Origin of the sequence: Aliiruegeria sabulilitoris (assembly GCF_001558155.1) — a bacterium.
Taxonomy (GTDB): Bacteria; Pseudomonadota; Alphaproteobacteria; order Rhodobacterales; family Rhodobacteraceae; genus Tropicimonas; species Tropicimonas sabulilitoris.
Window position 1 is genome coordinate 1 of the sequence record NZ_LOAS01000014.1, and the last position, 25,232, is coordinate 25,232.

Here is a 25,232-nt window from a genome sequence, read left to right on the forward strand (position 1 = left end):
CGCCTACTGCCGAGTGTGAATCCCTTTTGTCAACACGACCTAGGGTCTCCGATCTCTCGCCCCCGGTGGTGGGCGCATCGGCAGGCGTCCATCTCAACGACGCAAGGCTAAAGTCGACCGAAGAAATCGCGAAGTTGACTGCGCCAAAGCTTCGTGCCCAGCACTGTTCGGCCGCGCGCGTCAGCGGGCGTTCGAAATCACGAATCCGTCGGTCCAGGCAAGCGCAGCCCATGAAGCGGAAATCTACAAGTCTGCTCACCACATCGGGGCGTCGGTCCACAGGCCTTTGAACTGTTGTGGCCAACTCACATGACTATGGCCAGGATTGACTTCACAACCTGCTCACGCAGTTCCTTTTGAGCGTCTTCCGAAAAAAGGGCATCGCCGAAATTCATCGAGAAAGTCGCCCGGTTCGCCACATTGAAGAAGCTCAGCGCGGATATCTGCCAGTGCAGCGCGAGAGGCGAAATATCGTCGCGGAAGAGCCCGGCTTCTTTTCCCGCTTCGCAAATCTTGCCCAATTGGTCGATCGCGGCGTTGCTCGTGCCGCTCAGGGACTCGATCTTTCGCATATGCCGGGCGTCGTGAATGTTCTCTATCATGACCAAGCGGATGAAATCGGCATGGTCGCGGTGATGGTCGAAGGTGAATTCGACCAGGCGCCGGAGTGCGTCTACCGGGGATAAGCCCTTCAGGTCCAACTCGGCCTCGCGCTGCCGAACGCTCCGGTAGGCCTGTTCGAGTACCGCCCGGTAAAGCCCGTCCTTGTCGCCGAAATAGTAGAAGATCATCCGCTTGGAGGTCTGGATCCGGTCGGCGATGTCCTGCATCCGCGCGCCATCAAGACCATGTTGGGCAAATTCGGCCGTGGCGGCGTTCAGAATATCAGCGCGAACAGCTTCCGGGTCCTGCTTCCAGGTCCGCACGCGCTTGCCCGTTTCTTTCGTTCCTTCAGCCATGAGGGGGTTTTATTCGTCTCACTCGATCAATGTCCAGCACTCAACCCACGGAGCGGCAAGGTATTTAACCGCTTGGTACAATTGCCTTGACCAAATTAACCTCCCGGTTCATTATGACGTTTAACGAATCGCATCAGCGGCTTTGGAGGGCGTCACATGAAACAAGGGGATCCTGAGAAGGTCGGAGATTTCGATGTGCTCGTTGGGCTGATCGGGCGTGGGATCAAGCAGTCCCGTACACCATCAATGCATATGGCGGAGGCGCGCGCGCAAGGTGGGCGCTGCGACTATCATCTGATGGATATGGACGATGAGGAATTGGGCAGCGTTTCTCTCGAAGCGGTGCTCGAAAAGGTTGAAGCCGACGGTTTCGCGGGCGTCAACGTCACTTATCCATACAAGATCAAGGTTATGGCGTTGCTCGACGAGTTGTCGGCCAATGCCTCGGCGGTCGGCGCGGTCAATACCGTCATCTTTCGAGATGGCCGCCGAACCGGCCACAACACCGACCTTTGGGGTTTTGCGGAAAGCTTCCGCCGCGGGTTGCGCGATGTGAAGCGCGATCATGCGCTGCTGATCGGAGCTGGCGGAGCTGGCGTGGCGGTTGCTCATGGGCTGGCGGATTGTTGCAAGGTGGGACGGCTCTCCATTCACGATGTGGATCCGGCCCGTGCGGAAGCCTTGGCGGAACATGTGTCGAAACGCTGGGGCACCCAGGTGAACCCCGTTTCCGATCTGGCGGCGCTTGTGTCCGAGGACCGGCCCGACGGGGTCGTCAATGCCACGCCGGTGGGGATGGACAAGCTGCCCGGATCGGCCTTTCCGACGGAACTGCTTAAGCCGGAAATGTGGGTCGCGGATGTTGTCTACTTTCCACTGGAAACCGAGCTCTTGAAGGCCGCGAAAGCACGCGGTTGCCGGGTATTGTCCGGTGCCGGAATGGCCGTGTTCCAGGCGGTTCGCGCCTTCGAACTGTTTACGGGTCGGCCTGCAGACCCGGAAAGGATGAGGGCGACATTCGACGCCTTCGTTCAGAAACCAAAAGAAATGGCAGGTCCTTGATCGAAACTGGGAGGAAAGATCATGACGTTCACATTTGCAAAGCTGGCGGCCACCGCGGCGTTGACCCTCGGGCTTGCCGCAACCGCGGGCGCACAGACCATTCGCGTCGCCCATGTCGACCCGGATGATTGGACGGCGTCGAAAAAGGGTGCCGCCGCCCATATTTTCAAGAACATCGTCGAGGGCGAGACCGATCTGACGGTCGAGCTCTTCCCGGCCGGCGCACTTGGCAACGAGACCGAACTGGTCGGTCAGGCGCAAGAAGGGCTGACCCAGGTCGCGCTGGTCTCCGGTGCCATGTCCAAGATCTGCCCGGCCGCCGGCGTGCTGGACATACCCTATACCTTCTCCTCGGCCACCATCGCCTGGGAGGTTCTGGACGGCGAATTTGGCGACGCGTTGGCCGAACACTGCCTGGAGCAGACCGGGCTCCGTACGCTGGCCTATGGCGAGACCGGTTTCCGCAACTTCACCAACGGCACCCGCGAAATCCGTTCGCCTGCCGACATGGAAGGCCTGAAGTTCCGTGTCCAGCCGATCCCGCTCTATGTCGAGATGGTCAAGGGGCTTGGCGGCGAGCCGACTCCGATCGCCTGGACCGAGCTTCCCAATGCGCTGTCCACGGGCGTGGTCGACGGACAGGAAAATCCGGTTGGCGTGATCTACAATAACGGGCTGCACAAGCTGCAGAAGTTCATGACGCTCGACGGCCACGTCTATGCCGCCGACTTCATCGTGATCTCCGACGAGTTCTACCAGTCGCTCGATCCCGCCCAGCAACAGGTCGTTGCCAAGGCGGCCAAGGTTGCCGGCACCATGGGTCGCGCGATCCAGCAATGGGGCACCGCCGAGGGCGTGAACAAGGTGCAGGAAGAAGGCATGCAGGTCTATTCCCCGACCGCCGACGAGATTGCCGCCTTTGCTGAAAAGGCACAGCCTGCCGTCGTCGAATATCTGCGTGGGGAACTGGGCGACGATGCCGTCTGGATCGACCGGCTCCAAGACGCCGTCGCCGCCGCACAATAAACTCTCCCTTTCCGGGGGCGGGCAAGACTCGCCCCCGGTTTTTTCATTCCGGGAAAGCCATGCAAACCATTACCCGATATGTCCGGAAACTCCTTGCCTTTGGCGCTGGTTGCTCAATGGCGTTGGTTTTCGGCATCATCTTCATCAATTCATTGCGTCGTTACACGCTGGGCAAATCCATCGCCTGGGGCGAGGAACTGCCGATCTATCTGACGATCTATGGCGTGATGTTCGGCATCGCCTATGCCTACATGACCGATAGCCATATCCGTTTCGCGGTCATCACGGATCTGTTGCCGGAAAAAGTGCGCGGCTGGCTCTGGGTCGTGAACGACGTGGTCACGGTCATCGCCGGCGTCGCCCTCGCCTGGGCGGGCCATGCCTTCGCATTGCGCCGGGGCAATCTTGACAGCTCGGGCCTGAAAAGCGCCGGAGACAGGCTCGCCGAAACGACCGGGCTTCAATTCCTCGAATGGATCGGCAAGGTCGGTACCTGGCAATATGCCATCGCTATCGGTGGCGCGATTCTCGCCGTTGCGGCCCTTCTTCGCCTTGTCGAACGCCTGACATCAGTTGACCAAACCGAAGTCGAAACAGGGGAGGGGATCCTGTGATCTATGCCTTTCTTGTCGGTGCCCTGCTGATCGGCATGCCCGTCGCCATTGCGATCATTGCCACGCTGCTCGTCTTCATGGCTACCGGCGAAGCCCCTTACACCATCCGCATCGTTGCGACCGAGATGTTCCGCAGCCTCAACTCCTTTCCGCTGCTGGCCATCCCGCTCTTTGTTCTGGCTGGCGAGTTGATGAACGAAAGCGGCATCACTGTGCGCATCATCGCCTTTGCCGATGTGCTTGTCGGGCGGATGCGGGCGGGACTCGCGTTGGTCAATATCTGGGCCTCGGTCATCTTCGCCGGCCTCTCCGGCTCCGCCGTCGCCGATACCTCCGCCATCGGTCGGGTCTTTATCCCCGAGATGGAGCGGCACGGCTATGATCGCAGTTTCGCCGCCGCAGTGACGGCCGCCTCCTCGGTGATCGGGCCGATCATTCCGCCCTCGATCCCGGTCATCATCTATGCCCTGATCGTCTCGGGCGTCTCCGTTCCGGCGCTCTTCCTTGCCGGCGTCATCCCCGGCCTGATGCTGGCAACCTTCCTGTCGATCTATGTGATGCTCACCGTGCGGGTCGATGAATCCTCGCGCGCAGAACAGATGCAGTCAGCGCAGCCGGTGCGAGCGCTTCTGGATGGTATTCTGCCATTGCTGATGCCGGTCTTCGTTGTCGGCTCGATCCTGCTCGGCGTCGTCACCCCGACCGAAGCCGCCTCCTTTGCGGTGGCCTATGCGCTCTTTCTGGGCATCTTCGTCTATCGCAAGATCCCGATGCGCGCGCTGCCGCGGATCTTTACCGGCGCGATGAAGGACAGCTCTGTCATCCTGATCATCATTGCCGCGGTCGGCGCGGCCAACTGGCTGCTCACCTATAACCGGGTGCCCAACATGCTGACCGACTGGGTGCTGGCGAATGTCGACGGCAAGACGACCTTCCTGATCGCGGTGATCCTGCTCTTCCTCTTTGTCGGACTCTTTCTCGAAGGGATCGCGGCGATGCTGGTGCTGGTGCCGATCCTGCACCCGATCGCCGTCTCGCTAGGCGTGGACCCGGTGCATTTCGGTATCCTCGTCATCTTCAACCTGATGATCGGCCTGATCACCCCGCCGCTCGGCCTCTGTCTTTTCGTGGCCGAGGGGATCGCTAAAGTGGGCATGGTCAAGTTGACCCGCGCTATCCTGCCTTTCTTCCTGGTCGAGGTCCTGGTGCTCATCATCCTGACATTCGTTCCACAGACCGTGATCTGGCTGCCGCGGGCGATGGGATTCTGATGGCCACCTCATCCATCCCTTGCACGCCCACCAACGGGAGAACCCCATGTACGAGATGACCGGAGACGTCCTGATCGAAGACGAGTTCCTGCGCGACGGTCTTCAGAACGAAAAACGGCTGTTCTCCATCGAAGAGAAGCTGGGCTTTCTCGCAGCGTTGGAGGCCGCCGGTGTTCGGCGAATCCAGATAGGCTCCTTCGTGCATCCGAAATGGGTGCCGCAGATGGCCGATACCGATGCGCTTTTCGAACGGATCGTTCCGAAACCTGGGATCGTCTACACGGGGCTGGTGCTTAACAAGGCCGGGCTCGACCGGGCGCTGGCGGTCGGGGCGAAACATCTGTCGATCTCCGTCTCCGCGTCCGAGACCCATTCGAAGAAGAACACCAATCGCTCCGTCGACGAGGCCCGTGCCGCCATCGTGCCCACCATCGAGAAGGCGCTCGGTGAAGGGGTCGCGGTGCGTGCGGGAATCCAGTCCGCGCTGGGCTGCGGCTTCGAAGGGCCGATCGACCCCAATCGCGTGGTCGAGATCGCACGGGAATTTTCCGCGCTCGGTGTCGGTGAGATCAATGTCGCAGATACCGCGGGCCTTTCGAACCCGCGCGATGTCTACGCGCTCTGCACCCGCCTTCGGGACGAGATCGCGCCTGACGTCCGCCTGTCGCTGCATCTGCATGACACGCGTGGCCTCGGACTGGCCAACATGGTGGCCGGGCTGCAGGCCGGGGTTCGGGTCTTCGACGCCGCGCTTGGCGGCTTGGGCGGATGCCCCTTCGTGCCGAAGGCCACCGGCAATATCGCGACCGAAGATGCCGCCTTTGCTTGCGAGCAAATGGGGCTCAATACTGGGATCGACTGGCAAGCGCTCACAGCCCCCGTGGCCGCGGCCGAGGCGCTCCTGGAACGTCAACTTCCGGCGCGCGTCAGCCATGTGCCGGCCCCGCCCTGGGATCAACAGAAGGAGACTGCGGAATGAGTCACAAATATTCGCTGTCCTACCTGACCGTGCCCGGCGTCACACCGCCGGAACAGACTTATATCGCCGCCCGGACAGGCTATGAGTATGTCAGCTATAGGCTTTACCATCTGGGTGTGGCGGGCGAACCGGACATCGACCCGACCTCGCCGCAGATCATCCGCGAGACGAAGCAGGCGCTGGCCGAGACCGGTCTCGAATGCTTCGACATCGAGCTGATGCGGATCGTCCGCGGGCTCGATCCGAAACAGTTCCTGCCGGCTTTCGAGGCCGGGGGTGAGCTCGGGGCCAAGCACGTCATCTGCTCCGCTTGGACCGACGTGCGCAACGACCGGAAATTCATCGTCGAGACCTTCGCCGAGATCTGCGATCTTGCCGCGCCCTTCGGCCTGACGGTCAATCTCGAATTCCCGGCCTTCTCCCGCCTGACAACGCTGGAAGAGGTGATCGACATTCTCGACCGCACCGGCCGGCGCAACCAGGGCGTGCTGGTCGACACGCTCTATATGCACTTCAACAAGGAACCGCTGCTGACGCTGGAACGCGTGCCGGCGGAATGGATCAACTTCCTGCATATCTGCGATTGCGAGAACCTCGCCTTCACCAAGGAAGACATGATCCACATTGCCCGCGATGCCCGCCTTTACCCGGGCGAAGGCGCGATCGACTTCTGGTCGGTCAACTACCTCTTTCCCGATCTTCCGCTCTCCATCGAACTGCCGCACGCGGCCCGGATGGCGGAATTCGGAGCCGAACAACACGCGAAAAACTGCATCGACGCCGCCCGCTCCGTCTTTGACGACGAAGGGTCGGACACGAAACCGGCCTGAGGCCGCGTACAACATCCCGGAGGACGCTTATGGCTCGAGATATTACCCCCGAAGAAATCGCAGTCATCGACGAGATGATTGCCCGCGCCCGCAAGGCGATGGACGAGGTTGCCGATTACGACCAGGAACAGGTCGACCGCCTTGCCCGTGCGCTCGGCTGGCATTGCGGCAACGAGACGACCTTCCTGCGCATCGCCCAGATGGGTGTGGATGAAAGTGGCATTGGCGACCGCGCCGGTCGCGCCGGAAAGCGCTTCAAGGTTCAGGGCGTGCTGCGCGATGCGCTTCGGCAGAAATCCGTCGGCGTGATCGAGGAGGACCCGGAGAAGGGCCTGACCAAGATCGGCAAGCCCGCCGGCGTGATCGCCTCGCTGATCCCGACCACCAACCCGGAGCTGACCCCGCCGGTGACCGGCATTTACGCGGCCAAGTGCCGGGACGCGGTGATCTTCTCGCCCCACCCGCGCGCCAAGGAGACCACCAACGAGATGGTCGAGGTGATGCGCTATGCCTGTCGTCTCGTCGGCGCGCCGGAGGACCTGTTCCAATGCGTGCGCAAGCCGTCCATCCCGGGCACCAACTACCTGATGGCGCAATGCGACCTGACGCTGGCCACCGGCGGCAAGCCGATGGTGCATGCCGCCTACAGCTCGGGAAAACCGGCCTATGGCGTGGGCGCGGGCAACTCGACGATGGTGATCGACGAGACGGCGGACATCAAGGAAGCGGCGATGAACTCGCGCGTCTCCAAGATGTCCGATTTCGGCTCGGGCTGCTCGGCCGATGGCAACCTGATCATCGTCGATGCTGTCTATGAGCAGATGAAAGAAGCGCTGATCGCGGAGGGCGGTTACCTTTGCTCGCCCGAAGAAAAGGAATTGCTGGCCAAGGCGCTCTGGAAGGAAGACGGTAGCCGCCGGATCGAAACCGTCGCGGTCTCGGCCAAGACCATCGCCGATTTCGCCGGGTTCGAACTGCCGGAAGGCGCGAAGTTCCTGATGGTCGAACAAGACAAGATCGGCAAGGCGTACCCCTTCAGCCGCGAGAAGCTCTCGGTCACGATGGCACTCTACCGGGCAAAGGATTTCGAGGACACGCTGCGCATGGTTCGCGAGATCTTCGCGGTTGGCGGAAAGGGCCATTCCTGCGGAATCTATTCCTTCGACGAAGCGCATATTCTGGCCCACGCAGCCAATGCGCCGGTCTCCCGCGTCATGGTGCGCCAGCCGCAATCCAAGGCGAATGCGGGCAGCTTCGAGAATGGAATGCCCATGACGTCGAGCCTCGGCTGCGGCGTCTGGGGCGGCAACGTCACCAACGAGAACGTCTCGCTGAAGCACTACATGAACGTCACCTGGGTGGCTCGTCCGATCCCGATCGACCGCCCCTCCGAAGAAGAGCTCTTCGGTGAATTCTTCAACACGGAGGTGCTGTGATGCCCCGCGACCATATCGAGCCTGGCAAGGACCTGATTGCCAACCAGCTCGTCCGCTACCTCGAAGGGCGCGGCATCGAGCATATCTTCGGGCTGTGCGGACACACCAATATCGCCGTGCTCTCCGCGATGGCCAATTCCAAGATCCGCTTCATCAATGTCCGTCACGAACAGATCTCGGCCCATGCTGCCGATGGCTACGCCCGGGTGACGGGCAAGGCCTCGGTGCTGCTGTCGCACCTGTCGCCGGGTCTGACCAACGCCGCGACCGGCGTGGCCAATGCCGCGCTGGACTGTATCCCGATGGTGGTGATCGCGGGCGACATTCCCTCCTATTACTACGGCAAGCATCCGCATCAGGAAGTGAACCTGCATGCCGATGGCAGCCAGTACGAGATCTACCGGCCCTTCGTGAAGCGCGCCTGGCGGGTGGACACGCCAGAGCTTCTGCCGGAGATCCTGGAGAAGGCCTTCCTGCTGGCCGAGAGTGGCCAGCCCGGCCCGGTGCTGGTCAATGTCCCGATGGATATCTTTTCCGCGCCGATTGATCTGGCGCTCTGGGACAGGCTGCGTGCCAATACCAAGACGCTGGCGAAACCGTCCATTGACGAGGATACCGCGCGGGAGATTGTCTCGAACCTGGCGGGGGCGGAACGCCCCGTGCTCTATGTAGGCGGCGGTGTGGCGCTGGCGCGCGCCTATGACGAGCTGCGCGATTTCGTCAATCACATGCAGATACCGGTGTCGCACTCGCTGATGGGCAAGGGCGTGCTGCCGGACGATCATCCGCTGGTGCTTGGCATGACCGGCTTCTGGGGGATGAAATTCACCAACGAACAGACGTTGGCGGCGGACTGGATCCTGGGTCTCGGCACCCGCTTCAAGGAGGCGGACTGCTCGTCCTGGTATCCCGATTACACCTTCGACATTGGCGAAGGTGCATCGAAACTGATCCATATCGATATCGAACCGCAGGAGATCGGGCGCAACTACCCGACCGAGATCGGCGTGGTGGCCGACCTCAAAGCGGCGCTGAAGGTGCTGAACAAGGTGGCTCGCGAGATGCTGCCCAAGGGCCGCAAGGCACCGGAGCTCGTGGCACGGATCGCGGAGGAACGCCGCGCATTCGCCGCGCAGAATATCGAGATGCAGCAATCGGACGCCTTCCCGATGATGCCCGAAAGGATCCTGGCGGATCTGCGCGCGGCGATGCCCAGGGACGCGATCCTGACCTCCGATGTCGGCTGGAACAAGAACGGCGTCGCCCAGCAGTTCGACATCTACGAGCCCGGTTCGATCCTGATCCCCGGCGGCTTTGCCACCATGGGCTTCGGCCCACCGGCGGCCATTGGCGCCAAGATTGCTGCTCCGGACCGGGTTGTGATCAGCCTCGTCGGCGACGGCGGTTTCGGGCAGAATCCGGCCATGCTGGCCACGGCTGCGGCCGAGAACACGCCCGTCATCTGGATCATCATGAACAACAATGCCTACGGCACGATCGCGGGCCTGCAAAAGGCCAATTACGGGCTCACTCACGGCACGACCTTCCCCAAGGCGTCGAGTCCGGATGAGCAGACGCCCGATTATGCCGCCATTGCCCGCGCCTATGGCTGCGACGGGGTGCGCATCACCTCGGCGGACGGCTTCAAGCCCGCGCTCGAAGCGGCCATTGCCAGCGGGCGTCCGACGGTGATCGACGTCGCCATGATCAACAACCCGACGCCCACATCCGGGCATTGGAACATCCTCGACATCTACTCCCCCGACGGCAACGTCGGCCACGTGTCGACGGACTGACCGCAACGGGCGGCGCCCCAAGGGCGCCGTCCAATTCCACTTGGAAAGGACGAAACGATGCGGACCTCCATTGCCACCGTGTCCATCGCCGGAGAATTGCGGGACAAGCTGGCGGCCATTGCCGGCGCCGGGTTCGACGGGATCGAGATCTTCGAGCAGGACTTCATCGCCCATAGCGGCACGCCGACCGAGATCGGCGAGATGGTGCGGGACCACGGATTGCGGATCGACCTGATGCAACCGGTACGGGATGTCGAAGGCCTGCCGGAGCCCCTGCGCAGCAAGGCTTTCGACCGGGTGGAGCGACGTTTCGACCTGATGGAACAACTGGGAACCGATCTGCTGCTAGTCAGTTCCGGCACCCATCCCGCAAGCCTTGGCGGTATCGACCGCATGGCTGCGGATTTTGCCGAACTCGGTGACCGAGCTGCTGCCCGTGGGTTGCGGATCGGCTACGAGGCCCGGGCCTGGGGGCGGCATGTCTCCGACTATCGCGACGCCTGGGAGGTCGTGCGCCGGGCGAGCCGCCCGAATGTCGGCCTGATCCTCGACAGTTTCCACACCCTTGCCAAGAAGGTCAGCCCGGAAGCTATCCGCTCCATTCCCGGCGACCGCATCTTCCATGTTCAGCTCGCCGATGCGCCACTCATCGAAATGGACCTCGAATACATGTCGCGCCATTTCCGGCGGATGCCGGGCGAAGGTGACCTGCCGCTGCTGGACTTCATGCGCGCGGTTGCCGCCACCGGCTATGATGGTGCCTTCAGCCTCGAGATCCTCAATGACCAGTTGCGGGGCGGGGCGGCACGGATCGCCGCGCTGGACGGGCGCCGTTCGCTGATTTACCTCGCCGACCAGCTGCGCCGCGCCGAGCCGAGCCTGCCGGTCGATCTGCCCGAGATGCCGGAGAGAGGCCGCGTCGAAGGCATCGAGTTCGTCGAATTCACCGCCAACGAGACCGAGGCGAAGATACTGGGCGGTATGCTGTCCGCGCTCGGTTTCTCGCGGGTTGCACGGCACATCTCCAAGGCGGTCACGCTTTGGCGGCAGGGCGATATCAATATCGTCGTGAACACCGAGCAGGAGGGCTTTGCCCATTCGGCCTATGTCATGCACGGAACCTCGGTCTGCGACATCGGCCTTCTGGTCGAAGATGCCAGCGCCACGGTCGAACGCGCGCGGGTTCTGGGCGCCAACCTTTTCTCGCAGAAGATCGGTGCGGGCGAGTTGAAGATCCCCGCCGTTCGCGGCGTTGGTGGCACCGTTCTTCATTTCCTCGACCGCCATTCCGACCTCGGCGAGGTCTGGGAGCGTGAGTTCCAGCCCCTGGAAGGGGAAGAAGGCGTCGCCTCGGCCGGATTGAGCCGCATCGATCATATCGCGCAGGTCATGAAGCACGACGAAATGCTGACCTGGACGTTGTTCTACACCTCGGTCTTCGACATCGCGGCGCAACCGGAAGTGGACGTGGCCGATCCCGGTGGCATCGTGCATTCGCGCGCCTTGCAGAGCAGCGACGGCGCCGTCCGCCTGACGCTCAACGGGGTCGATACCCACCACACCTTTGCCGGGCGCTTTGTCTCCGACAGTTACGGCTCCTCGGTGCAGCATCTCGCCTTTGCGACCGACGACATCTTCGCGACAGCCGAAAGCCTCGCCTCCAACGGCTTCGACAGCCTGCCGATCCCCGAGGATTACTTCGCCGAGATCCGCTCCCGCTTCAGCCTGCCCGAGGAGACGATTGTGGCTCTGAAGCGCGCGAACATCTTCTATGACGAAGACGGCGCCGGCGGCAGCTACTTCCAGTTCTACTCGCGTCCCTATGGCGACGGGATGTTCTTCGAGATCGTTGAACGCCGGGGTGGTTACGATGGCTACGGCGCCCGGAACGCGCCTTATCGCACCGCGGCGCTGAAACGAATTGTCCGGACGGCGGGAATCCAGCCTCGGTAAGACAATTTCGGCCCGTGACCCGCGCTGGCCGGCCTTGCGAGGCCGGCCAAGCGACGCAAGGTTTGCGATCTTCCGCTTCAGATAGAGGGTCAGATTCCGTGTGGCGTCGCGGATGAATTCGCCTGTGCCGGATTGACCCGAAATGCATGCAAAGCTCAGCCTTTCAGCAGATAGTGCCGAATACCGACGAATTCAGCGGCATTCCGGGGTTCGCAAGCTCGAAATGGCCCGGCAGCCTTGTTTCGAATCCGTCCTGGAGTGTGACCTGAAGGTGCAGGGTACTTAGGGTTCCGTTCGGTTTTCACCGAAGCCTGGTCCGAGAAGTGCCGCCGCGGGGGCAAATTTTCCCGTGGTACACGGCGGGCCAAAATCCCGGGAGAGTACTGCGTCGGTTCGCCCGCGCCTCACCTCCTTGTTCCGCCAGCGCACCGGCAAACCTTAACATCGGCGGAACGACAGGGAGCTGAAACATGCTGAAGTCGACGATTCTGTCTGCAACGATCCTTGCCGCCGCGCTTGGTGCCCCCGCCGCGATGGCCGAGGAGAAAACCGAGTTCAAGGTCGCCTGGTCGATCTATGTGGGCTGGATGCCCTGGGGGTATCTGGAGACCTCCGGCATCATGGACAAATGGGCCGAGAAATACGGCATCGATGTCGAGATCGTGCAGATCAACGACTATATCGAGTCGATCAACCAATACACTGCCGGTGCCTTCGATGGGGTTTCGGCGACCAATATGGACACGCTTTCCATCCCCGCCGGTGGTGGCGTGGACACTACGGCGCTGATCGTGGGCGACTATTCCAACGGCAATGATGCGGTGATCCTGAAGGGCGAAGGTGACCTGATGAGCCTGAAGGGCAAGCCGGTGAACCTCGTCGAACTCTCGGTCTCGCACTACCTTCTGGCGCGCGGGCTCGACAGCGTGGGCCTGTCCGAGGCCGATCTGGGGGGCGTCATCAACACCTCCGATGCCGACATGATCGCCGCTTTCGCCACCGATGACGTGGAAGCGGTCGTCACCTGGAACCCGCTGGTCTCGACCATCATGGAAGAGCCCGGCGCCAACAAGCTCTTCGACAGCTCGGACATTCCCGGCGAGATCATCGACATAATGTTCGTGAACACCGAGACGCTGGCCGACAACCCGGCCTTCGGCAAGGCGCTTACGGGGGCGTGGTACGAGCTGATGGCGCTGATGGCGGCGGGAGACGAAGAGGCGCTGACAGCGATGGCCGAGGAGTCCGGCACCGACCTGGCGGGCTACAAGTCGCAGTTGGCCTCCACCGAGATGTTCTATGACCCGGCCGACGCGGTCGCCTTTACCGAGAGCGCCGAGCTTCCCAAGACCATGGTCAACGTCGCCGAGTTCCTGTTCGACAAGGGCATCCTCGGCGAAGGCGCGCCCTCGGCCGATTTCGTCGGTGTCGCCTACCCCGACGGCTCGACCACGGGCGACGCGAACAACGTCACCTTCCGCTACGACACGACCTTCATGAAGATGGCCGCCGACGGCAGCCTGTGACCTCCATCAGGCTCCGCGTTTCCCGCGCGGGGCCAATCCGGGATCTCCCATGCGCTTGATAAACCGAACGCCCGGCCCCGTGCTGGCCACCTTCCTCGCGCTCCTGCCTTTCGTGCTGGTGCTTGTGGCCTATGTGATCGGCTCCGAGATCCGGCTGGCCGAGAACCCGGCCGACAAGCTCCTGCCCGCGCTCTCGAGTATCGCCGATACCGCCGAGCGGCTTTTCACCCAGCCCGACAAGCGCACGGGCCGGATCTTGCTCTGGCATGACACCGCGATCAGCCTTCAGCGGCTTGGCATCGGCGTGGCCATCTCGGCCTCCATCGGCCTCGGCGCCGGGCTGCTGATCGGGCTTTTCCCGCATGTGCGCGCGGGGCTGGCGGGCTTCATCGCTGTCGTCTCCATGGTGCCGCCACTGGCGCTGCTGCCGATCCTCTTCATCACCTTCGGGCTCGGAGAATTGTCCAAGGTCGTGTTGATCGTCATCGGCATCACGCCCTTCCTGATCCGCGACCTGTCGCAGCGCGTCATCGAGATCCCGCGCGAGCAGATCGTGAAGGCCGAGACGCTGGGGGCCGGCTCCGGCGTGATCGCATTACGCGTGGCGCTGCCGCAAGTGCTGCCCCGGCTGATCCAGGCGGTGCGGCTGTCGCTCGGTCCGGCCTGGCTATTCCTGATCGCGGCCGAGGCCATCGCCTCCGATCTCGGCCTCGGCTACCGCATCTTCCTCGTGCGCCGCTACCTGGCGATGGATGTGATCCTGACCTACGTGATCTGGATCACCTTCCTCGCCTTCGTGATCGATTTCCTGCTCAAGAAGCTGTCGAAGCGCGCCTTCCCGTGGATGGAGGAGGGGCTGTGATGATGATTTCTGGCCTGTGCCATCTGTCCCCCCCCTCGGGCCGGGCGCTGCCCTTCTTTCTCTGCACAAAGCTTCGGAGGCACCCATGAGCTTCGTCTCCGTTACCGACGTTTTCCAATCCTATGGGCGCCGCCCGATCCTCGAACGTGTCAATGTCGAGGTGGAGGAGGGTGAGTTCATCTCCATTGTCGGCGCGTCCGGCTGTGGAAAGTCCACTTTCCTGCGCCTGCTGCTGGCGCAGGAGACGCCGACCCGAGGCGAGATCTCCATCGACGGCAACCCGCCGGCGGTGGAGCCCAACCCCGAGCGCGGTGTCGTCTTCCAGCGCTATTCGGTCTTCCCGCATATGACGATCCGGCAGAACATTATCGCCGGGGAAAGCCTCGCCCAGCCGTTCGGGCGGTTCTTCGGCAAGGCTCAGCGCGCGGCCCGAGAGCGCGCCGACGCCGTGCTGGAACGCATCGGTCTCGCCCATGTGGCGGATCAATACCCGGCCACCCTCTCCGGCGGGATGCAGCAGCGCCTTGCCATCGGTCAGGCGCTGACCGCGAAGCCGCGCATCCTGCTGCTCGACGAGCCCTTCGGTGCGCTCGATCCGGGCACGCGGCTTCAGATGCACGACTTCCTGATGGAGCTGCGCGCCGAGACCAACATGACCGTCTTCATGGTCACCCATGATCTGACCGAGGGCTTCAAGCTCGGCGACCGGGTGCTCGTCTTCGACAAGCCGCGTTGGGATCCGACCGACCCCGAGGCTTTCGGCGCAACCATCACCTATGATTTCGATGCCCGCGATGGCGGCATCCCTTTCCAGAGACTGACGGAGGAAACCCATGTTCCCATCACCGCGTGACCGTTCGCGCCCGCACAACCCGCGGCACATGCGCCGCGAGGAGAAGCGCTTCCACCACCCGGACCTGACCAAGCTCCTCGGCTGGAAGGCGATGCAAAAGGAGGGAGAGTTGCCCGAAGGCCGCTGGGACGAGGAGCGCCGTTGGGCACTGCGCATGGGCCTGACCGGGGCCGACAGCATCGAGGACAAGTCCATCCCCACCTTTGCCCGAGGGGAGCTGCCGCATTACGCCGGCATCAACACCTTCCTAAAGGCGCCCTATGCCGAAGACGTGCTGGAAGTGGCCAACTACGATGCTACCGTGCTCGGCATTCCCTTCGATGGCGGCACGACCTATCGCCCCGGCACCCGTTTCGGGCCGCAGGGGGTGCGCAAGATCTCCGCGCTCTACACGCCCTACAATTACGAGATCGGGGTGGACCTGCGCGAGCAGATGACGCTCTGCGACGCGGGCGATGTCTTCACCATCCCGGCCAATATCGAAAAGAGCTTCGACCAGATCAGCCGCGCCGTCTCTCACGTCTTCTCCAGCGGAAGCCTTCCGATCATGATCGGCGGCGACCATTCCATCGGCTTCCCCTGTGTGCGCGGTATCGCCGAATGCACATCCAAGAAGATCGGTATCGTGCATTTCGACCGCCATGCCGACATCCAGGAAAAGGATCTCGACGAGCGGATGCACACAACGCCGTGGTTTCACTCCACCAACCTTCCCAATGTACCGGCCAAGAACCTCGTGCAGGTCGGCATCGGCGGCTGGCAGGTCCCGCGCGAGGCGGTGAAGGTCGCCCGCGAGCGGCAGACCAACATCATCACCATGTCCGACATGGAGCGTATGGGCGTCGACAAGACCGCCGAGATGGCGCTGGAGATGGCCTGGGACGGGGTGGATATGGTCTACATGTCCTTCGACATCGACAGCATCGATTGCGGCTTCGTCCCCGGCACGGGCTGGCCGGAACCGGGCGGTTTCCTGCCGCGCGAGGCGCTGGCGCTGGCCTCAAAGGTCGCCGCGCAAGGGATCTGTGGCATGGAGTTGGTCGAGGTCTCTCCGCCTTATGACACCTCGGACATCACCGCGCTCATGGGCACCCGCGTCATCGTGGACGTTCTCGGCGCGATGGTCTCCAACGGCACGCTGGGCAAGCACAAGCGCCATATCGACAAGCCGGTCGCAATCCCGCATGGCGAGTTCGAGGGAAAGAGGTGGTCCAATGCCACATGATCACCCGCACCATCACCACCACCATGACCACGCCCCCCACGGGGCGGGGCACAACCACGCCCAGGCCGATCATCTGCATTCGCACATGCATGACGAGGATGCGGCGGCGGATCTTCAGGTGCTTACCACCCAGTTCATCGACGGTTTCGTGAAGGCGGCGGACAAATCCGCCTATCTCCGGCTTGCCGGTGTTCCGTTCGAAAAGCCCGGAGTGGGTGGCGCAAATGCGCTGAAGCTGGTCGATGTGGAGCTGAAGACCGAATGGCAGGTCGGCACCGCCTCGCCCTCTTTCGGCTCGCGCGAGTTGAGCTATCTGCCCTATCCGGGCAGTATGGTTAGCGAACGAACCAATATGGCGTTGATTTACGTGTCGATAGACGAGAAAACCTCCACCGACATCAAGGATTTCCTAGCAGACAAAAGACAGGAGCTTTCCAAATGAAAAAACTCACCGCACTGCTGCCCCTCGTGGTGGCCCTTCCGGCGCATGCGCATGAGACCGGGCCGATTGCGCATCTCCATCCGCATGGACCCGATATCGCGGCCCTCGCAGCTATCGGTGTCGTGGCTCTCGCCTACGTGGTCTGGAAAGTTCGGCAACGCCGCTGACGCGCCTTTTACTTGCGCGCGCGAGGCTCGGGCCTATTGCGTGCGCAGGAAAACCGGCCGTTCCTCGGTGGAGGCATTTGGGTCGAACATGTACCCCCCGGTGCGGAACTCCGTGAGGTCCTCGGGCTGTGAGGCGCCGGTCTCCAGCACCCAGCGGGCCATTACGCCCCGCGCCCGCTTGGCGGCCACCGCGATCACCCGGCTCACACCGCCGCGCTCTTCCTCGAAGCGTGGGCTGACGAGGCGCAGGCCGGGAAGCGCGGCACGGTCGACGGCCTTGCCATATTCCTCGGAGGCGAGGTTCAGGACGGTATCCGTCCCGAGTGCGGCCGCGTCCTCCGTGACGGCTTCCGCGATCCGGCTGCCCCAGAAACGATAGAGATTTCCAGCGGAATGGCCGGGAATCCGGCGGCCCATTTCGAGCCGGTAGGGGCGGATGGAATCTGTCGGCCGCAAAAGACCGTAGAGTCCCGAAAGGATGCGCAACCGGCGCGCCGCCTCGGTCCGCGCAACCTCGTCCAGCGTTGCGAATTCCAGCTCCCGGTAGACATCGCCATCGAAAAGCTCGCCCGCTGCGAAAGCTGGTCCGGCCTCTCGAGTCCAATCCGCGAAACGCCCGCCATTCAACTTGGCGATCGCGGCCGAGACTTTCATGATCTCGGCGATCTCAGCCTCCGACCAGCCGCGCGCGACAGAGACGAGTTGTTCGGCCTCGTCAAGAAAGCGCGGCACCGTGCTGGCATGGCCGCGTGCCCTATCTTCGTTCAGGCTCTTGGCTGGCGACAGCAAGATCAGCATGCGTTGGTCTCCCGGGTTTCTGGTTCATCGCGCGTGTCGCGCGGAGCGGATGGATACACTCCAAAAGCTATCTATTCCACCGCTGCCGCGAGGCAAGAGGCCGCTAGGGTGCTTCGGTCAGAACCTTGAGGAAGGCCGGGCCGAACCGCTCCACTTTCTGCGCGCCCATGCCGGGAACGCGGGCCATGTCGTCGAGCGAGTCCGGGCGCCGCTCCGCGATCTTCTTCAGCGTCGAGTGAGGGCAGGAGAGGTACTTGCCAGACCCGTCCTCGCCCCGGGCAAGATCGAGCTGGATTTCCTGCAGCCGGTCGAACACATCGCCGCTTTCGCGTCCGGCGAGTTGCCGTCGGGCGGGGTGCATCTGCTCGACGGCACCGGTGATGACCGCTAGGAAGCCCGCCCCGTACCGCTCCAGCTTGATCGCGCCAACGCCGCCGATCCGGGCCATCTCGTCCAAGGTCGTTGGCCGCGTCTCGGCCATTTCGATCAGTGTGCGGTCATTGAAGACGATATAGGGCGGCACGCCCGCCGCCTCGGCCAGCGCGCGCCGCTTTGCCTTGAGCGCCGAGAGCAGCGGCGCGTCCTCCTCGCTCACCAGCGCGCGGACCTTGGGCCGGTCCTGGGCCTTCACGATCGTGTCCTTGCGCAGCGTGATGTCCTGCTCGCCGCGCAGAATGGGGCGCGCCGGGTCTGTCATGCGCAGCGCGCCGTGACGTTCCGGGTCCGGCCGGACGAGATCATGGCCCATCATCTGGCGAAAGATCGCCTGCCACTCCTTGCGCCCGTATTCCGTGCCCACGCCGAAGGTTGGCAGGCTTTCATGCCCGCGCTGGCGCACCTTGTCGGTCTCCTCGCCGCGCAGGATGTCGATCAGGTGCCCGCTGCCGAAGCTCTCGCCGGTGCGCAGGATCGCGGAGAGTGCCTTGCGCACCGCGGTCGTGCCGTCGAAGGTCTCTGGCGGACGTTCGCAGAGGTCGCAATTCCCGCAGGGCTCTGCTTGCTCGCCAAAAAAGCCCAGCAAGAGCTGCCGTCGGCAGCCAAGGGACTCCGCAAGACCAAGAAGCGCGTTGAGCCGCGCGTGATCCGCCGATTTGCGTTCGGGTGGCGCCAGTCCCTCGTCGATCTGCGACCGCCGCAGGCGAATGTCCTCCGGGCCGTAGAGTGTCAGTGTTTCCGCCGGCGCCCCGTCGCGGCCCGCGCGTCCGATCTCCTGGTAATAGGCCTCGATGGACTTCGGCAGGTCCGCATGGGCTACCCAGCGGATGTCCGGCTTGTCCACGCCCATGCCGAATGCGACCGTCGCCACGACGATCAGACCGTCCTCCGTCTGGAATCGGTGTTCCACGTCGCGGCGCGCCTCCGCGTCCATCCCGCCGTGGTAATGGCAGGCCGCATGACCGGCCTCTCGCAACGCGTGGGACAGGCTCTCGGTCTTGGCCCGGGTGCCGCAATAGACGATGCCGGAGCGCCCCTTGCGCGCGGCGGCGAAATTCAGGATCTGGCTGCGCGGGGAATTCTTGGCCTCGAAGGCAAGGTGCAGGTTGGGTCGGTCGAACCCGTGCAGGAAGCTGCGCGGCTGGACGCCGTCGAAGAGCCGGGTGACGATTTCTTCGCGGGTCTCTTCGTCCGCCGTGGCGGTAAAGGCAGCGAGCGGAACCTGCAATGACCGGCGCAACTCGCCGATCCGCAGGTAATCTGGCCGGAAATCATGCCCCCATTGGCTCACGCAATGGGCTTCGTCCACGGCAATGAGCGACACGCCGGCCTGCCGCAGCATGTTCGCCGCCGTTCCCGTGGCCAGCCGTTCGGGAGCCATGTAGAGCAGTTTCAACTCGCCGCGATGGAGTGCGTCGAACACCGCATCGTTTTCTTCAAGTGTATTGCCCGAGGTGAGCGCCCCGGCCGCAACACCGGCCTCGCGCAGCGCCCGCACCTGATCGCGCATCAGCGCGATAAGCGGCGAAATGACGACCGTCACCCCTCCGCGGCAGAGCGCCGGAAGCTGGAAACACAGCGATTTCCCTCCACCGGTCGGCATGATCGCCAGCGTGTTCTCGCCTGCCGTAACGGCTTCCACGATCTCGGCCTGTCCAGGCCGAAAGGCATCGAATCCGAAAACGGAAGACAGAAGATCTGTCGGGGAGGGCGCGGCCATGGCCGATCCTGCCTGTGTTGGTTTAGCTGCTCTTTGTTGCGTGCAGCATCCCACACCGGGAATCGGTTCACAAGGCCGCGAGGGCCGGCTTACCGGAAGCCAAACAGCGTCGGCAGCAGGATATCGCGCAGAATGATGATGCAGATGAACACGGCCAGCGGCGCGAGATCGAGCGGGCGCGTGTCCGGCAGTATCCGCCGCACCGGGGTGTAAACCGGCTCCAGCAGGCGGTTCAGACCGTCCCAGATCCCGCGCACCGTCGGTTGGCCATAATTCAGCACGCCAAAATTCAGCAGCCAGCTCATGATGATATGAACGATCATGATGAAAAAGGCGACGTCCAGGAGCAGTTGCAGGATTTGATAGATCGCCAGCATCATCGGTCTCCGTCATTGGCAATTCGGCACAGGATGTAAGCTGCGCGGGGGACGGGTGCAACCATTCGTGCCGTCAGGTACATATTGACGCGGAGGTAAAGATTAGGTTGAGGGGAGACTGAAAGGACCTGCGCATGTACCCATTTCTTCGCCTGATCCGGGAGGTTCTCCGCAACCGCAAGGCCGCGCCGTTGCCGCTTCTGGGCACGCATGTCGCGAGCCATATCTGCTGGCCCTGGGATATCGATCCCTGGATGGAGCTGAACAATGGCCGGACGCTGACGCTTTACGACATGGGCCGGGTGGGGCTGTTCCTGCGGGCCGGGATCGTGCAGGTGATGAAAAAGAACCGCTGGGCGGGCACCATAGCCGGGTCCTCCTTCCGCTATCGGCGGCGGGTGCGGGCGTTTGATCGCTACGAGCTGCGCACGCGCATGATCGGCTGGGACGAGCGTTTCGTTTATGCCGAACAGTCGATGTGGCGAAAGGGCGAGTGCACCTCGCACGGGCTTTTGCGCATGGCGATCACCGATGCGCAGGGGCTGGTCGAGACATCCAGAATGGCTGCGGCCTTTGGCCATGAGGGCGAGAGCCCCGAACTGCCCGGCTGGGTTCGCGCCTGGATCGAAGCGGAAGCCGCACGCCCCTGGCCGCCGATGCAGGATGATCCCACTGATGCCAGGATTGCGGCCTGAGGACAAAGCGGCTAGGCCATCTGGGCCTCAGACAGGAGTTCCCATGACCGACCCCGTTGCGCTCACTGCCGATCTTGTCCGCTGCCCCTCGGTAACGCCCGAGGAAGGCGGTGCCCTGGTCTTGCTGGAGAAGATGCTGTCCGGGGCCGGATTCGATTGCACCCGCGTTGACCGTAATGGCACCCCGAACCTGTTCGCCCGCTGGGGCGCGAAGGGGCACGCGAAGAGCTTCGGTTTCAATGGCCACACGGACGTGGTGCCTGTGGGGGATCCGGCCGATTGGAGCGTCGATCCCTTCGGCGCCGAGCAGAAGGACGGTTTCCTCTGGGGGCGCGGGTCGACCGACATGAAATCCGGCGTGGCGGCCTTTGTTGCGGCGGCGGTGGATCTTGTCCGGGACACGCCGCCCGATGGCGCGATCCTCATCACCGTGACCGGCGACGAGGAAGGCCCGGCGACAGATGGCACGACCGCGCTACTCGACTGGATGGCGGAGCACGGCGAGGCGATGTCGGTCTGCCTCGTGGGCGAGCCGACCTGCCCGGAGCGGATGGGGGACATGATGAAGATCGGCCGGCGCGGCTCGGTTTCGGGCTTCTTTACCGCCACGGGCGTTCAGGGGCACGTTGCCTATCCGCATCGCGCCCGGAACCCGGTTGCCGCCATCGCGCGGCTTGTCGAGAGCCTGTCGAACAGCCTGCTCGACAAGGGAACGGAGCATTTCGACCCCTCCACCCTGGCCGTGACCACCATCGACACGGGTAATCCGGCGACCAATGTCATTCCGGCGAGCTGTCGCGCGACGGTCAACGTTCGGTTCAATGACCTGCACACGGGCGCGGGCCTGTCGGACTGGATGCGCAGTCAGGCCGAAGCCGTCGCGGACGAAACGGGCGTCGAGATTTCGGTGGAGACCCGCGTTTCGGGCGAGGCTTTCCTCACCCCGCCGGGGGCATTTTCCGAAGGGGTCGCGGCGGCAGTCGAGGCGGAAACCGGGCTGAAACCGGTACTGTCGACCTCCGGAGGCACTTCGGACGCCCGCTTCATCCGTGAGCACTGCCCGGTAGTGGAGTTCGGCCTTGTCGGGCGCAGCATGCACCAGGTGGATGAGCATGTGTCCGTCGAGCAGATCCATCAGCTCAAGACCATTTACACGCGGATCCTGCGCGAATATTTCGCCTGAGCGATGCGTCGTCAGCTTGTCATCATGCTCAAGGAGCCGCGCCCGGGCCGGGTCAAGACCCGCTTGGGCCGCGATATCGGCATGGTTCCGGCCGCGTGGTGGTTCCGGCACCAGAATGCCCGCCTGCTCCGCCGGCTTCAGGACCCGCGCTGGCAGATCACGCTTGCGGTCGCACCGGATGCCGAGGGGATGATGTCCCGTATCTGGCCGCGCCACCTGCCGCGCCAGCCGCAGGGCGCGGGCGATCTTGGCGACCGCATGGCGCGGGTCTTCCGAAGTGCCGAACCCGGCCCGGTCGTGATTGTTGGCGCCGACATTCCCGGGATCGGCAGGATCCAGGTGGCCCGCGCGTTTCGCGCGCTCGGGGCCCATGACGCGGTGCTCGGTCCGGCACCGGATGGCGGCTATTGGGCGATCGGGTTGAAGCGGGTTTCGGCGCAATCGCCGGGGTTGTTCCGGGACGTGCGGTGGTCGAGCGAACATGCGATGGCGGATACCATGAAGTCGCTCGGTTCGGCGCGGGTTGCATTGATCGACTTGCTTGCGGATGTCGACACGGTGAAGGACCTGAAACGGGCGGGTTGAGCGGAGAGAGCCATTGCGCAGCGCCTTGCCCGGCTGCCGCCAACCAAGCAGGCGCCGCGCGGCTTCTGGCCAGTGGCAACGCTTCCTTTCCAGAGGTGACAGCCCCCGGCCTCCATGCTACGCCGCGCATATGGCAGAGCTTCCCACCAAGGCCCAGCTTCTCGACTGGATCGCCGACAACCCGACGCAGAACTCCAAGCGTGACATCGCCAAGGCCTTCGGGGTCAAGGGTGCCGCACGGATAGACCTCAAACGTGTTCTAAAGGAACTCGAAGCCGAGGGTCACTTGCAGAAGGCCCGGCGGCACTATCGCGATCCGGACAAGCTGCCACCGGTGAGCGTGCTCAACATTCTTGCGCCCGATGCCAACGGGGACCTCTACGCCAAGCCTCTGGAATGGCATGGCGAGGGCCCCGAACCGCGAGTGCTATATATTCCGCGCGAAAGTGATCCGGCGTTGGGCGAGGGCGACCGCATCCTCGGCCGGCTGACCGAGATCCGCACCGACGACTACCAGTACGAGGCCCGTCTCATCCGCCGTATCGGCCACAACCCGATAAAGATCCTCGGTGTCTATCGCAAGCGCACGGAAGGCGGCCGCATCACACCCATCGACAAGGGCGCGGACCGCGAATGGCAGGTGCCCGCAGGTGCCACCCATGGCGCGCAGGATGGCGAACTGGTCGAAGCCGAACAGGCAAGCCCGCGCGGCAAGCTCGGTCTGCCCACCGCCCGGATCATCGAGCGTCTGGGCGATCCGTCCGCGCCCAAGGCTGTCTCGCTCATTGCCATCCACCAGCATGGCATTCCCGACGATTTCCCGGACAAGGTGATCGAGGAAGCGGACCAAATGAAACCCGCCGGTCTCTCGGGCCGGGAGGATCTCCGCGATCTGCCGCTCATCACGATCGACCCGTCGGATGCGCGCGATCACGACGATGCCGTCTATGCCCATGCCGATGACGACCCGAAGAACGAGGGCGGTCATGTCGTCTGGGTCGCTATTGCCGACGTGGCCCATTACGTTACCCCCGGCTCCGCGCTCGATGCCGAGGCGCGGACGCGTGGCAATTCCACCTATTTCCCGGACCGTGTCGTGCCGATGCTGCCGGACCGCCTGTCGGGCGATCTGTGCTCGCTGCACGAGGGCGTCCCGCGCGCCTGTATCGCCGTGCGCATGCGGCTCAACGCAAGCGGCCAGAAGATCGGCCATTCCTTCCACCGGGGCCTGATGCGCTCGGAAGCCTCGCTGAATTACGAGGAAGTACAGCAGGCGCTCGACGGCGCGCCGAATGACAAATGCGGCCCGCTACTGGAGGAGGTTCTCAAGCCGCTCCAGGCCGCCTATCTCGCTGCCGCCCATGCGCGCGACATGCGTCAGCCGCTGGATCTCGACATTCCGGAGCGCCGGATCGAGTTGACCGACAAGGGCGAAGTGAAATCGGTGAATTTCAAGGAGCGGCTGGAGGCGCACCGCCTGATCGAGGAATTCATGGTCCTGGCCAATGTTTGCGCTGGCGAGACGCTGACAGTGAAGCGCACCCCGCTCCTCTTCCGCGTGCATGAGGAGCCGACGCCGGAGAAAATGGAGGCGCTGCGCGAGACGGCGCAGGCGAGCGGCTTCACGCTGGCCAAGGGGCAAGTGCTGCACACGAGCCATCTCAACAAGCTGTTGCATGACAGCGCCGGCAGCGAACTCTCGGAACTGATCAACATGGCCACGCTGCGTTCGATGACGCAGGCCAATTATTCGCCCGAGAATTTCGGCCACTTCGGTCTGGCGTTGAAAACCTACGCCCATTTCACCTCGCCGATCCGCCGCTATTCCGACCTGATCGTGCATCGCGGACTGATCTCGGCGCATAAATGGGGCGGGGGGCGTGACAAGGCATCGGATGGGCTCTCGCCCGACGATATCGACCGGCTTGTACCCACGGCGGAGCATATCTCGGAGACCGAGCGCCGCTCCATGACGGCAGAGCGGGACACCACGGACCGCTACCTCGCGGCGTATTTGTCGGAGCGGGTGGGCAATGAGTTCACCGGACGGATCGCCGGGATCGCACGTTTCGGCCTGTTTGTGAGACTGGACGAGACTGGCGCGGACGGGCTGGTTCCGATCCGCTCGCTCGGCAACGAGTTCTTCCATTTCGACAAGGACGCCCAGACGCTGATGGGCGCGGATTCCGGGCGCGTGATCGGGCTTGGCCAGCGCGTTGTCGCGCGGTTGACGGAGGCTGTTCCGGTCACCGGCGGCTTGATGCTCGAACTGCTGGAAATCGAGGGCGAAAAGGCGGGCGGCGGCTCTGGCCGTGGCTCTGGCGGCCGACGCGGGGGGAGCAAGCCGGTGCGTCGCAAGCAGGGCAAGGCGCGGGCGAGCGCGGCGGCGAAGTCCAAGTCCGACCGCCGCAAGGTGAACCGCAAGCGGCGTTGAGCAA

The 25,232-nt window shown here is 63.4% G+C and carries 23 protein-coding genes and 1 riboswitch; of the genes, 19 read left to right on the forward strand and 4 right to left on the reverse strand.

What is annotated here, in order from left to right; genetic code table 11:
• Positions 1–305 precede the first annotated feature (305 nt).
• On the reverse strand, positions 306–959 hold the full coding sequence (locus tag AX756_RS14345) for a TetR/AcrR family transcriptional regulator (RefSeq protein WP_068312763.1): 654 nt from the start codon (positions 957–959) through the stop codon (positions 306–308).
• A 156-nt stretch (positions 960–1,115) separates the two neighbouring features.
• Here AX756_RS14345 and AX756_RS14350 point away from each other — a divergent pair, with 156 nt between their 5' ends.
• The 15 genes from AX756_RS14350 (at position 1,116) to AX756_RS25675 (ending at position 17,001) form a co-directional block, all read left to right on the forward strand.
• On the forward strand, positions 1,116–2,021 hold the full coding sequence (locus tag AX756_RS14350) for a shikimate dehydrogenase (RefSeq protein ID WP_068312766.1): 906 nt from the start codon (positions 1,116–1,118) through the stop codon (positions 2,019–2,021).
• Between the two features lie 21 nt (positions 2,022–2,042).
• A complete protein-coding gene (locus AX756_RS14355) occupies positions 2,043–3,047 on the forward strand; it encodes a DctP family TRAP transporter solute-binding subunit (protein ID WP_068312772.1) in 1,005 nt (334 codons plus the stop codon).
• Between the two features lie 59 nt (positions 3,048–3,106).
• Positions 3,107–3,661: a TRAP transporter small permease gene (locus AX756_RS14360; protein ID WP_068312776.1), complete on the forward strand. Its 555-nt coding sequence runs from the start codon at positions 3,107–3,109 to the stop codon at positions 3,659–3,661.
• Positions 3,658–4,932, forward strand: coding sequence for a TRAP transporter large permease (locus AX756_RS14365; RefSeq protein ID WP_082739119.1), 1,275 nt, complete (start codon positions 3,658–3,660; stop codon positions 4,930–4,932). Before AX756_RS14360 ends, AX756_RS14365 begins: the two co-directional genes overlap by 4 nt.
• A 46-nt stretch (positions 4,933–4,978) precedes the next feature.
• Positions 4,979–5,911 (forward strand): hydroxymethylglutaryl-CoA lyase, encoded by a 933-nt coding sequence (locus AX756_RS14370; protein ID WP_068312777.1) that lies wholly within the window; start codon positions 4,979–4,981, stop codon positions 5,909–5,911.
• Complete coding sequence (locus tag AX756_RS14375) at positions 5,908–6,741, forward strand: sugar phosphate isomerase/epimerase family protein (protein ID WP_068312779.1); 834 nt, start codon at positions 5,908–5,910, stop codon at positions 6,739–6,741. The genes AX756_RS14370 and AX756_RS14375 overlap by 4 nt, the downstream gene beginning before the upstream one ends.
• 29 nt (positions 6,742–6,770) lie before the next feature.
• The gene (locus tag AX756_RS14380; protein ID WP_068312782.1) at positions 6,771–8,177 is read left to right on the forward strand and encodes an aldehyde dehydrogenase family protein; all 1,407 of its coding nucleotides are present in this window, start codon (positions 6,771–6,773) and stop codon (positions 8,175–8,177) included.
• The gene (locus tag AX756_RS14385; RefSeq protein WP_068312788.1) at positions 8,177–9,973 is read left to right on the forward strand and encodes a thiamine pyrophosphate-binding protein; all 1,797 of its coding nucleotides are present in this window, start codon (positions 8,177–8,179) and stop codon (positions 9,971–9,973) included. The genes AX756_RS14380 and AX756_RS14385 overlap by 1 nt, the downstream gene beginning before the upstream one ends.
• A gap of 57 nt (positions 9,974–10,030) precedes the next feature.
• Positions 10,031–11,926 carry a bifunctional sugar phosphate isomerase/epimerase/4-hydroxyphenylpyruvate dioxygenase family protein gene (locus AX756_RS14390; RefSeq protein WP_068312791.1) on the forward strand — a complete coding sequence of 632 codons (1,896 nt, stop codon included), beginning with the start codon at positions 10,031–10,033 and terminating at the stop codon, positions 11,924–11,926.
• Positions 11,927–12,197: 271 nt separating this feature from the next.
• Positions 12,198–12,307: riboswitch (guanidine-I (ykkC/yxkD leader) on the forward strand.
• 89 nt (positions 12,308–12,396) lie between these two features.
• Positions 12,397–13,452, forward strand: coding sequence for a putative urea ABC transporter substrate-binding protein (locus tag AX756_RS14395; RefSeq protein ID WP_068312793.1), 1,056 nt, complete (start codon positions 12,397–12,399; stop codon positions 13,450–13,452).
• A gap of 49 nt (positions 13,453–13,501) precedes the next feature.
• A complete protein-coding gene (locus tag AX756_RS14400; RefSeq protein WP_068312794.1) occupies positions 13,502–14,314 on the forward strand; it encodes an ABC transporter permease in 813 nt (270 codons plus the stop codon).
• Positions 14,315–14,399: 85 nt separating this feature from the next.
• Positions 14,400–15,167 carry an ABC transporter ATP-binding protein gene (locus AX756_RS14405; protein ID WP_068312796.1) on the forward strand — a complete coding sequence of 256 codons (768 nt, stop codon included), beginning with the start codon at positions 14,400–14,402 and terminating at the stop codon, positions 15,165–15,167.
• The gene (locus tag AX756_RS14410) at positions 15,148–16,392 is read left to right on the forward strand and encodes an agmatinase family protein (RefSeq protein ID WP_068312800.1); all 1,245 of its coding nucleotides are present in this window, start codon (positions 15,148–15,150) and stop codon (positions 16,390–16,392) included. The genes AX756_RS14405 and AX756_RS14410 overlap by 20 nt, the downstream gene beginning before the upstream one ends.
• Complete coding sequence (locus AX756_RS14415; RefSeq protein ID WP_068312804.1) at positions 16,382–16,834, forward strand: hypothetical protein; 453 nt, start codon at positions 16,382–16,384, stop codon at positions 16,832–16,834. The genes AX756_RS14410 and AX756_RS14415 overlap by 11 nt, the downstream gene beginning before the upstream one ends.
• A complete protein-coding gene (locus AX756_RS25675) occupies positions 16,831–17,001 on the forward strand; it encodes a hypothetical protein (protein WP_156461507.1) in 171 nt (56 codons plus the stop codon). The genes AX756_RS14415 and AX756_RS25675 overlap by 4 nt, the downstream gene beginning before the upstream one ends.
• A 33-nt stretch (positions 17,002–17,034) precedes the next feature.
• On the opposite strand, the gene AX756_RS14420 is transcribed toward AX756_RS25675, so the two are convergent.
• From AX756_RS14420 to AX756_RS14430, 3 genes are all read right to left on the reverse strand, one after another.
• Positions 17,035–17,799, reverse strand: a complete 765-nt coding sequence (locus tag AX756_RS14420) for a YaaA family protein (RefSeq protein WP_068312806.1) — start codon at positions 17,797–17,799, stop codon at positions 17,035–17,037.
• Positions 17,800–17,902: 103 nt separating this feature from the next.
• The gene (gene recQ / locus AX756_RS14425) at positions 17,903–19,954 is read right to left on the reverse strand and encodes a DNA helicase RecQ (protein WP_068312809.1); all 2,052 of its coding nucleotides are present in this window, start codon (positions 19,952–19,954) and stop codon (positions 17,903–17,905) included.
• Between the two features lie 89 nt (positions 19,955–20,043).
• Complete coding sequence (locus AX756_RS14430; protein ID WP_068312812.1) at positions 20,044–20,331, reverse strand: YggT family protein; 288 nt, start codon at positions 20,329–20,331, stop codon at positions 20,044–20,046.
• Between the two features lie 134 nt (positions 20,332–20,465).
• On the opposite strand from AX756_RS14430, the gene AX756_RS14435 reads away from it, so the two are divergent.
• The 4 genes from AX756_RS14435 to rnr all read left to right on the forward strand — a co-directional run bounded on the left by AX756_RS14435 (position 20,466) and on the right by rnr (position 25,228).
• Positions 20,466–21,026, forward strand: coding sequence for an acyl-CoA thioesterase (locus tag AX756_RS14435; protein ID WP_068312814.1), 561 nt, complete (start codon positions 20,466–20,468; stop codon positions 21,024–21,026).
• 43 nt (positions 21,027–21,069) lie between these two features.
• Positions 21,070–22,209 (forward strand): succinyl-diaminopimelate desuccinylase, encoded by a 1,140-nt coding sequence (gene dapE, locus AX756_RS14440; protein ID WP_068312816.1) that lies wholly within the window; start codon positions 21,070–21,072, stop codon positions 22,207–22,209.
• A 3-nt stretch (positions 22,210–22,212) separates the two neighbouring features.
• A complete protein-coding gene (locus tag AX756_RS14445; RefSeq protein ID WP_068312818.1) occupies positions 22,213–22,794 on the forward strand; it encodes a TIGR04282 family arsenosugar biosynthesis glycosyltransferase in 582 nt (193 codons plus the stop codon).
• A 130-nt stretch (positions 22,795–22,924) separates the two neighbouring features.
• The gene (gene rnr / locus AX756_RS14450; RefSeq protein WP_068312820.1) at positions 22,925–25,228 is read left to right on the forward strand and encodes a ribonuclease R; all 2,304 of its coding nucleotides are present in this window, start codon (positions 22,925–22,927) and stop codon (positions 25,226–25,228) included.
• The last annotated feature ends 4 nt before the right edge of the window (positions 25,229–25,232 follow it).